This is a genomic window from Rhizobacter sp. OV335, assembly GCF_900142965.1.
Taxonomy (GTDB): Bacteria; Pseudomonadota; Gammaproteobacteria; order Burkholderiales; family Burkholderiaceae_C; genus Rhizobacter.
This window is the reverse complement of the sequence record NZ_FRCQ01000061.1, coordinates 1-7,684: the sequence shown is the minus strand read 5'-3', so window position 1 is coordinate 7,684 and position 7,684 is coordinate 1. Positions and strand designations below refer to the sequence as shown.

The following is a 7,684-nucleotide window of genomic DNA, read 5'->3' as shown; positions in this document are numbered from 1 at the left end:
CCCTGCACGCGGTCAGGATCGACACCCGCCTGCACCGCGCAACGCCGGTCGACCACTGCGACCCCTGCCACGGCAACTGCGTGGTGTGCGCCCAGGCTCAGAGCCGGGCCGAGAAGGCGCCGCCGGGGATCGTCCGCGTGCTGTTCGTCCGGGCCGTGTTCCTCGTCGCGCTCTGCTTTGCGCTGGTCATCGGCTGCACGCTGTTCAAGCAGCCCAAGCCCTCGCCCGAGCTGCCGCGCGCCACTGCGAAGGTTCTGACGTGAGGCTCCTCTACCTCGCCTGGCTGCGCTGGTGCCGCGACAACGCGGCCTGCGAGCTCGACACCCATTGGATGCGCGCCGATGCCGAGCCTGTCGCGCTCGTCCACGTGATGCGCCGCCGCAACCACCTCAACTCGCGCGTCACTGCGCTGGAAGCCTGACATGCCGACCGAACTCGCCGAAGCCGGGCCGTCGAAGGGACTCGCGCTGCTGCGCGCCCCGGTGCCCGAGCACCTGATCAGCCCACTGCCGAAGGGCACGAAGGCGCAGAACGAGTGCAAGCCAGAGGAGAAGACCAACTGCAACGTCTGCGGCGGCTGGCATCACCCGAAGGTGCGGCACCTCGACTACGTCGGTCACGCCGCGGCGACGCACCTGCTGCTCGACGCCGATCCGATGTGGTCGTGGGAGCCGCTCGCGTTCGATGCGGCCGGGCTGCCGAAGTTCGACGAATCGGGCGGCCTGTGGATCCGGCTCACCGTCTGCAACGTCACGCGGCTGGGCTACGGACACGCCGACAAGAAGGCGCACATGGACGCCGGCTCTCGCGAGAAGGAGGTCATCGGCGACGCGCTGCGGAATGCGGCGATGCGCTTCGGCCTCGCGCTCGAGCTGTGGAGCAAGGCCGACCTGCACGACCGCGCCGGCGACGAGCGTGAGAAGTGGCTCGCTGGCCTCATCAAGACCATCGACGACGCGCGTGTCGTCGGCGACGTGAAGAAGGCAACCGCCGCCGCCCTCGCCGAGGCTGTGAAGCGTGACGACCAGGAGGCGCACGCCGACATCCTGATCGCGCAGGCCAACAAGATGGCCCGCGCCAAGGTCACCCCCGCGCCGGCCGCCGCACCCGCATCCAAAACCGCCGCCGAAGACGAGTTCTCCGACGACGACATCCCCCACTGAACGGAGCACCTCATGAGCATGGAACTCGCCGACGACGTCGGCTTTGATGACCCGGCGGACGACGCTTCGCCCGCCCCGACCGCGATCGACAAACGCCAGTCCGGCGCGATCAACGCGGACATCACCCGCGTGCAGACGCAGCTCGCCGAGTTCGACCGCGTGTCGGCCGGCCTCGCCGCCATCGAGGCGCAGTACCCGATCGACGCCGTCTACGACGTGACGACGACGAAGGGAATGGATGCTGCGAAGGAGCACCGCGCCGCCTACCGCGACCCGCGCATCCTGGTCGAGAAGGCCCGCAAGTCCGCCAAGGCGCCAATCCTCACGCTCGGCAAGAGCATCGACCAGCGCGCCGCGTGGATCACCGAGCGCCTGATCGCGGGCGAGGAGCCGGTGCACCTGCAGATCAAGGCCGAGGAGGATCGCCGCGAGCAGGTGCGTCAGGACAAGATCAACGCCGAGGCCGGCCGAGTGATGGCCATCCAGGAAGCGCTCGCCGGCATCGGGCAGGACGTGCTGATCGCCTGCGGCAAGGCCTCGGCCGACATCCAGGCGCTGATCGACCGCATGACCAGCACCCAGCCGGACCCGCTGGTGTTCCAGGAGCAGATCGACCAGGCGCGCGCCGCGTGGTCGGCGGCACTGGTGAAGCTGGACACGGCACTGAAGGCGAAGCGCTGGGAAGAAGCCGAGGCGAAGCGCATCGCCGACGAGCGGGCGGCAGAGGAGGCCCGCCGCGTCGCAGAGCAGGAGCGCCTGGCGCGTGTCGCCGCCGAGCAGGCAGAGGCCGCCCGCGTGCTGGCCGAAGAGCGTGCGCAGCTGGCGAGCGAACGGGCCGAACTGGAAGCCCTGCGCGCCGCCCAGGTGCCCGCACCGGTGCCGCCGGCCCCTGTACCCGAACCCGCCCCGGCACCGGTCGATCCTGTCGTGCAAGACCCGCCGCCGGTGTTCGATCGAGCAGGTGACGAGTTCGCCGAGCCGCACATGCAGGCGTCGCTGGAGACGACCGAAGCCGATGCCCGCCCGGCCGCGCCCGAGGTGGTACGCGCCGCATTGGCGCAGACGCTGCCTGCGCACCGCGTCGAGACCGACCTGCTGGCCCTCGCCGAACTCTTCGTGACGCGGATCATGGAGGCGCGCGGCCCCGGCGAGCGATTCCCCTCGCATCCGAAGCCCAGCCGTGAATGGTGGGATGGCACGTTTGAGCAGGGCGAGCAGCTGTTGGCGCAGATCGGGGCGGCAGCATGAGCGCGCCCGAGAAGGTCTTCGGCCTGCTGATCCTCCACCGCGAGCAGAAACCGCTGATCGAGAAGCACTGCTTCGGCGACTGCGGCAAGGTCTCGATGGGCGGCATCATCAGCGACCCTGCAACAGGCGGCCTGATGGTCTGCTGCGAGGCGGCCTGCCCGTGGCTCGACAAGCAGACGGACGAGGCCTACGGCACCACCATGTCGTTCGGCCGCCCCCACGATGTCTACCTGCGCCTGCTGACCGATGCGCCGGCCACCGGGAGCGCCGCATGAAGCATTCCCGCCGAGATATCCGCACCGAGCGCCAGGCCCGCGACCTGGCCAAGCGGTTCGGCTGGGGAACTCCGATGCCAGAGCGAGAGGACGGAGAGCCAGGCGAGGAGCCTGTGCAGGACGAGCGGACGCCGGTCGGGCCCTTCGACTGCGGCGCCGATGCGCAGGCAGGTGCGGCATGAGGAACATGAGCTTCGCGCTCACGAAGGCCCAGATCAAGGCGCGCACGAAGGACGTGACGCGGCGCATGGGCTGGCTGCATCTCAACCCGGGCGAGCAGTTCCGGCCGGTCGAGAAGTGCATGGGCTTGCGGCCCGGCGAGAAAGTGCAGCCGCTGGAGGAGCCGGTGACGGCGCTCGGCATCCGCCGCGAGCAGCTGCGCGCGATGACGGACGACGAGTGCTACGGCCGCGAGGAGTGCCGCCGCGAGGGCTTCCCCGACATGACCCCGGCCGAGTTCGTCGCGATGTTCTGCAAGACGCACAAGGGCTGCACGCCCGAGACCGTGATCTCGCGGATCGTCTTCGGTTACGCCGCCCCCAACACCTGAAGGACTGACCCATGTCCCGCAAGCGCTTCCGCTGGACCCGCGACAACTACCGCAAGGCGCACCACCTGAGCAGGCTGGTCGCTCGGTTCTCGCATCTGCCGGACCGGCCGGCGCCCATCGTCGAACGCTATTGGGAGCTGTGGCGCGAGTGGAATCTGCGCCACGGCGGCGGCTGGTGCATCGACCCACTCTGCCTGTCGGTCCGCCAGCGGCTGCAGAACCGACGCAACGATGCCGCGGGCATCCCTTTCTGAAGGACTGACCACCATGAGCAAACTGACCCCTCTGCAGGCGACGGCGCCGCGGAAGATCTGGCTGCAGATCAGCGACGACGCCGATCACCACACCGAGCCGTTCCCGGAGGACTGGCACCACAACGACAGCATCACGTGGTGCGCCGACTCGGTGACCGCGTGTCAGGTCGGCTACGTCCGCGAGGATCTCGCTGCTGTACCTGCTGGGGCAGAGCCGGTAGCCGAGGTATTCACCGACGCCGTTGCGGGCTCGCGTGTCGCCATGTACAGCCCGCTGCCCGACCGCACGAAGCTCTACGCCGCCCCCACAGCGCAGCCCCAGCCTCAGCCCGAGCGCACGGTGCTGTTCGACGACCGTCCGCAGAATCAGCGGATCGCCGAGGCAGAAGAGCGCATGCGCAACCCGGCGCCGCTGCAGTGGGAAGACGGCGCAGGCCCAGCGCAACCCGAGCGCCTGCCCTACGTGTCGGCCCTCGATCCGGAGTTGAGGGGTGGGGTGCCGGCCGAGCCGAGCACTTTTGAGGATGTCGAACAGAAGATCGTTGCGCGCTATCGAGTGGAGTCGAAGCACAGTGGATATTGGGGTTATTGCGTCAAGGCTGGCGACGGAAATATGGAACTGTTCTCCGGTCACAGGAAGCAGTGCGATCTCGTTGCGGCAGCGTTGCAAACCGCATGCCTCGATGGTGCGTTCATGGCTCGGACCGCGCAACCAGAGGCGCCGGCCGAGCCGAGCGTGACGGACGCAATGATCTCAGCGTACCTGCAAGCGAACAGCGCCTATTGGCGCAGCGCGGACGAGCTGCCGCTCAACTTGCGCGACCCGAGCAAGTGGCGCAGCGGCACGCCACGCGAAGCAACCCTCGTCGGGCTTCGTGCGGCACTCACCCTCGCCACTCCCGCACCAGCAGCCCCCGCCGAGCCGGAATCTTTCGACGACGCCTTCGAGGACGTGTACAACCAGTGCTGCATGGCCATCAAGCCGCTGGTCGACTTCTACGACTACCCGGGCTCAGTTGTCGAAACGGTGCAGATGCTGGCGGCCGAACGGCTCGCCGCACCAGTAGCCCGGCAGCCGGCAGAGCTGACGGACGAGGCCTCACGAGTTCGCGCTGTCGCAGAAAACATCCGGCGACGTGGCGGACAGGCGTGGGAATCAACGGCTGAGTGCTTGGAGAAGATCGCGGCCGATTGGGATGCCCTCGCCATTCCCGCACAAGTTGCAGAGCTGACTGACGCGCAGATCGACGACCTGTCATGCGAATGGGTGTACATCCGGGCCGGCACCGAGTCGGAGCAGTATGCCGAGCTTCGTCGGCTCGTCCGTGCAGCCATCAAGGCACAAGGGGGCAGCCAGTGAGCGCGCTGCGACTGCAACTCGAAGAGCTGGCCGGCGTGTGGGAGCTGGCGGCCGAGATGGACAAGGGCAGCAATTCTGCCCGCCGCGAGCAGCTTCGCGAGTGCGCCGACACGCTGCGCTCGTTGCTGAGCATCGGAGAGGCCATCCCGCCAGCGCCGTCCGTCGACTGTCCGCACGCCGCGCCGTTCAGGTATTGCCCGACCTGCGTCGTGCGGCCCTGTCCCATCGGGCTCGGCATCGCGCGGCCGGGGAAGATTGGGGGCAACCATGGCTGAGCAGCACACGCCGACCGAGTTCAGCCGCGAGTGGTTCATCGAGCAGGCCCACAGGTCCGCCGAGAACGTAGAGCAACTTCGCAAGGCGTTCCCAGGCTGCTTCGACGCGAACGGCAAAGCCATCGTCGCGTCGGCACACCTGCCGCGCCGAAGCACCACGCAGACAACAGGAGGCGGGAAGCCATGAGCACAGAATGGAAGATGTACATCTGCTACTCGTTTGGGTGGCTCAGCGTGTCTGAAGGTGGTTTTTTCATCAGCCTGCTTGGAATGGCATGGAGTGCGGCGGGAATTTACTACGGCTTGCAGAGAATCAAGGAACTGAAGAAGGAGAGCAGAAATGACCATTGACACTGACCCGCGCGTTCAGCGCTTCCGACAGCTCCTGACCTCCTATGCCAGCGATGTTGCTGAAGAGCAGAAGTCGGCCGGCCGTGGTGGCGTGACGCTCGCCGATTCGACGGACTCGCTCGCTGAGCTTGATGCCTTCGTCGCCGCGGAGTTCGACAAGGTGCCGAGCGCGCCTGTGGAGGCAGTGCCGCAGCTGGTGTATCGCAACCCCGCCCCGAATGCAGCAGTGCCTTTCGCGCCATCGCCGAGCGTCGAGCTCAGTATCGGAGCGGCCCGAAATCCACCCCAAGCCGAGCCCAGCCACTTTCCGCGGGAATTCGCCGCATCGCAGCAGGCAGCAGACTCGCGCGCCCTTATCACGGCCGAGCAAACCGTCGCCAGCCTCACCGCCGAGCTGCAGGAGGTGCGGAAGGATGCAGCGGAGTGGCAACCGATCGAGACCGCGCCGCGTGGTGTCACGGTCCTTCTGTGGGGCCCCAGCTTCAAGCGACCGCACGTCGGAGATTGGGCGGACTACCGCGTGTACAACGCGCCCGGCTATACGCGCTGGGCGCCGCTGCAGGTGGCCCCGAAGCCATGAGCATCGGCGCCCTGTTCTTGCTGGCCCTGCTGGTCTGGCTCGTGCGCAACTGGCAGATCAGCCAGCAGTGGCCCGACGCGGCCGGCTTCGATACGTGGGTCGACTACCACCGCACCGTCGCGGCGATCGAGGGCCAGCGGCTTTTCCGCCGGCACTGGGAAATGCGCGCGCTGGACCGCTGGAACGCCTACCGCGTGCGCGCCGGACTGCCGACCGACCTGTTCCACCTGATCCCGCGATCGCAGAAGTGGACGGACGAAGAGATCGCGAATGGAGACTGGCCATGTTGAAAGCGAAGTGGATCACCCAATGAGCAACACACTCGACACCGTTGACGTCGCCGGCATCGCCGAGATCCTGGGCGTCTCCCGCAAGCACGTCACCGACCGACTGAGCAAGCACCCGTCGTTCCCGGCGCCCGTGATCGCCATCAGCCGCAAGACGCGGCGCTGGCTACGCGAAGCAATCATGGAATGGGCCGGTCAAGGCGCGCAGCAATCTCGGCGGGCGTGACGCGGTAATAGTGGTCCATCAGCACGCGCAGGTCCTTGTGCCCGCTGATGCGCGCCAGCTCCATCACGTCGACCCGCTTGGCGAACCTGGTCAGCGCGTCTGCGCGTGCGTCGTGGAAGTGCAGGTCATCGATCAGCAGCGAGTCGCGGGCCTTGCGGAAGAGCGCATCGAGCGATGCGCTCGAGACCGTGAACACCGCGCCCGGCAAGCTGGGCCGCAGCAAGCGCAGCGCGTGCCGAGAGAGCGGCACCACGCGCGGCTTTCCGGTCAGGTGCTGGGTCTTGTGCTCGACCGTCGCACAGCGGTTCTTGATGTCGATGTTCTTCGAGGACAACGAGAGGATCTCGCCGGCGCGCATGCCGGTGCGCAGCGACACCAGGAACGCGAGCGCGACCTCTTGCTGCTTGGTGCGTGGCCGCCGGCCAGTCACGTACCCAAGCCAGCGCACCAGGCGGCGGATCTCGCGCGGGTCGATGCGGCGCGATCGCGCGGGATTCTGCCCAGGCGCGCGCAGGCCGTCGAAGGGCGACTCGCCGCACCACTTCCATTCCTTGCGCGCGATCGTGAAGACGTTCGACAGCAGGTTGATGTCGCGCTGCACTGACCCGGGCGTGACGGACTTCAGGCGCTTGTCGCGCCACGCCGCGATGTCGGGCGTCTGCACATCGGTGAGCGGCTTTGCCGCCAGGCGCGGGAAGTCGCGGATCAGCGCCTCGATCCGGAGCCGCTCGTACCGCTCGCCCTTCTTGTTCGCGCTGACCTCATCGAGGTATCTGCGCAGCGCGTCGGCGAAGGTCTTCTTCGGGAACGCGCCGCGCTTCATCGCGAGCAGTTCGGCCTCGACTTCAGCAGCCCATTGCACGACCTCGCTCTTCGTGTCGCGGGTCGCGGATCGCCGCTCGCCGTTGCGCTCGACCTGCGCGCGCCAGCCGTTCGCTACCTTCGTGATGTACGCCATGGCGCGGGATTGTCCGCGGGAACGGCGCGGGGCGGAATGTGACTTTTGGGGATTGCGCGCGGGATTTTGCGGGCTTACATTAGCTACTGTGTGAGGCGGATTACCAGTGAAGGATGCGCATCAGGAGCTTTGGTTCTGGTGCCTCGGGTCGGAATCG

16 protein-coding genes are annotated in these 7,684 nt (G+C 67.5%); 15 read left to right on the top strand and 1 reads right to left on the bottom strand.

Features of this window, described 5'->3' with window-relative positions:
* From BUE42_RS33290 to BUE42_RS32855, 15 genes are all read left to right on the top strand, one after another.
* The coding region (locus tag BUE42_RS33290) for a hypothetical protein (RefSeq protein WP_159445535.1) at window positions 1-263 on the top strand (263 nt) is incomplete at its 5' end.
* A complete protein-coding gene (locus BUE42_RS33285) occupies window positions 260-421 on the top strand; it encodes a hypothetical protein (protein WP_159445534.1) in 162 nt (53 codons plus the stop codon). The genes BUE42_RS33290 and BUE42_RS33285, both read left to right, overlap by 4 nt.
* A 1-nt stretch (window position 422) precedes the next feature.
* Window positions 423-1,163, top strand: a complete 741-nt coding sequence (locus tag BUE42_RS33560) for a hypothetical protein (RefSeq protein WP_073469397.1) — start codon at window positions 423-425, stop codon at window positions 1,161-1,163.
* Between the two features lie 12 nt (window positions 1,164-1,175).
* Window positions 1,176-2,411, top strand: coding sequence for a hypothetical protein (locus BUE42_RS31215; RefSeq protein WP_073469395.1), 1,236 nt, complete (start codon window positions 1,176-1,178; stop codon window positions 2,409-2,411).
* Entirely contained in the window at window positions 2,408-2,686 is a 279-nt protein-coding gene (locus BUE42_RS31210) for a hypothetical protein (protein WP_073469393.1), read from the top strand. The genes BUE42_RS31215 and BUE42_RS31210 overlap by 4 nt, the downstream gene beginning before the upstream one ends.
* Window positions 2,683-2,868 (top strand): hypothetical protein, encoded by a 186-nt coding sequence (locus BUE42_RS32860; RefSeq protein ID WP_143171879.1) that lies wholly within the window; start codon window positions 2,683-2,685, stop codon window positions 2,866-2,868. Before BUE42_RS31210 ends, BUE42_RS32860 begins: the two co-directional genes overlap by 4 nt.
* A gap of 5 nt (window positions 2,869-2,873) precedes the next feature.
* Window positions 2,874-3,236, top strand: coding sequence for an ASCH domain-containing protein (locus BUE42_RS31205; RefSeq protein ID WP_083614831.1), 363 nt, complete (start codon window positions 2,874-2,876; stop codon window positions 3,234-3,236).
* Window positions 3,237-3,247: 11 nt separating this feature from the next.
* Window positions 3,248-3,490 (top strand): hypothetical protein, encoded by a 243-nt coding sequence (locus tag BUE42_RS31200; RefSeq protein WP_073469389.1) that lies wholly within the window; start codon window positions 3,248-3,250, stop codon window positions 3,488-3,490.
* A 13-nt stretch (window positions 3,491-3,503) separates the two neighbouring features.
* Window positions 3,504-4,850: a hypothetical protein gene (locus BUE42_RS31195; RefSeq protein ID WP_073469387.1), complete on the top strand. Its 1,347-nt coding sequence runs from the start codon at window positions 3,504-3,506 to the stop codon at window positions 4,848-4,850.
* Complete coding sequence (locus tag BUE42_RS31190) at window positions 4,847-5,125, top strand: hypothetical protein (protein ID WP_073469385.1); 279 nt, start codon at window positions 4,847-4,849, stop codon at window positions 5,123-5,125. Before BUE42_RS31195 ends, BUE42_RS31190 begins: the two co-directional genes overlap by 4 nt.
* Window positions 5,118-5,312, top strand: a complete 195-nt coding sequence (locus tag BUE42_RS31185; RefSeq protein WP_073469383.1) for a hypothetical protein — start codon at window positions 5,118-5,120, stop codon at window positions 5,310-5,312. The genes BUE42_RS31190 and BUE42_RS31185 overlap by 8 nt, the downstream gene beginning before the upstream one ends.
* Window positions 5,309-5,476, top strand: coding sequence for a hypothetical protein (locus tag BUE42_RS33280; protein ID WP_159445533.1), 168 nt, complete (start codon window positions 5,309-5,311; stop codon window positions 5,474-5,476). Before BUE42_RS31185 ends, BUE42_RS33280 begins: the two co-directional genes overlap by 4 nt.
* On the top strand, window positions 5,466-6,056 hold the full coding sequence (locus tag BUE42_RS31180; RefSeq protein ID WP_073469380.1) for a hypothetical protein: 591 nt from the start codon (window positions 5,466-5,468) through the stop codon (window positions 6,054-6,056). Before BUE42_RS33280 ends, BUE42_RS31180 begins: the two co-directional genes overlap by 11 nt.
* Window positions 6,053-6,346 carry a hypothetical protein gene (locus BUE42_RS31175; protein WP_073469378.1) on the top strand — a complete coding sequence of 98 codons (294 nt, stop codon included), beginning with the start codon at window positions 6,053-6,055 and terminating at the stop codon, window positions 6,344-6,346. Before BUE42_RS31180 ends, BUE42_RS31175 begins: the two co-directional genes overlap by 4 nt.
* A gap of 19 nt (window positions 6,347-6,365) precedes the next feature.
* Entirely contained in the window at window positions 6,366-6,569 is a 204-nt protein-coding gene (locus BUE42_RS32855; RefSeq protein WP_143171878.1) for a helix-turn-helix transcriptional regulator, read from the top strand.
* Here the strand turns inward: BUE42_RS32855 and BUE42_RS31165 are convergent.
* Window positions 6,523-7,527 carry a tyrosine-type recombinase/integrase gene (locus BUE42_RS31165; RefSeq protein ID WP_073469374.1) on the bottom strand — a complete coding sequence of 335 codons (1,005 nt, stop codon included), beginning with the start codon at window positions 7,525-7,527 and terminating at the stop codon, window positions 6,523-6,525. The genes BUE42_RS32855 and BUE42_RS31165 overlap by 47 nt on opposite strands.
* Window positions 7,528-7,684: the final 157 nt, after the last annotated feature.

Coding starts and splice junctions, on each gene's coding strand:
- BUE42_RS31175 (WP_073469378.1), top strand. CDS start 6,053: ATGAGCATCGGCGCCCTGTTCTTGCTGGCCCTGCTGGTCTGGCTCGTG.
- BUE42_RS31215 (WP_073469395.1), top strand. CDS start 1,176: ATGAGCATGGAACTCGCCGACGACGTCGGCTTTGATGACCCGGCGGAC.
- BUE42_RS31180 (WP_073469380.1), top strand. CDS start 5,466: ATGACCATTGACACTGACCCGCGCGTTCAGCGCTTCCGACAGCTCCTG.
- BUE42_RS33280 (WP_159445533.1), top strand. CDS start 5,309: ATGAGCACAGAATGGAAGATGTACATCTGCTACTCGTTTGGGTGGCTC.
- BUE42_RS31195 (WP_073469387.1), top strand. CDS start 3,504: ATGAGCAAACTGACCCCTCTGCAGGCGACGGCGCCGCGGAAGATCTGG.
- BUE42_RS32860 (WP_143171879.1), top strand. CDS start 2,683: ATGAAGCATTCCCGCCGAGATATCCGCACCGAGCGCCAGGCCCGCGAC.
- BUE42_RS31205 (WP_083614831.1), top strand. CDS start 2,874: ATGAGCTTCGCGCTCACGAAGGCCCAGATCAAGGCGCGCACGAAGGAC.
- BUE42_RS31185 (WP_073469383.1), top strand. CDS start 5,118: ATGGCTGAGCAGCACACGCCGACCGAGTTCAGCCGCGAGTGGTTCATC.
- BUE42_RS31210 (WP_073469393.1), top strand. CDS start 2,408: ATGAGCGCGCCCGAGAAGGTCTTCGGCCTGCTGATCCTCCACCGCGAG.
- BUE42_RS31200 (WP_073469389.1), top strand. CDS start 3,248: ATGTCCCGCAAGCGCTTCCGCTGGACCCGCGACAACTACCGCAAGGCG.
- BUE42_RS33560 (WP_073469397.1), top strand. CDS start 423: ATGCCGACCGAACTCGCCGAAGCCGGGCCGTCGAAGGGACTCGCGCTG.
- BUE42_RS32855 (WP_143171878.1), top strand. CDS start 6,366: ATGAGCAACACACTCGACACCGTTGACGTCGCCGGCATCGCCGAGATC.
- BUE42_RS31165 (WP_073469374.1), bottom strand. CDS start 7,527: ATGGCGTACATCACGAAGGTAGCGAACGGCTGGCGCGCGCAGGTCGAG.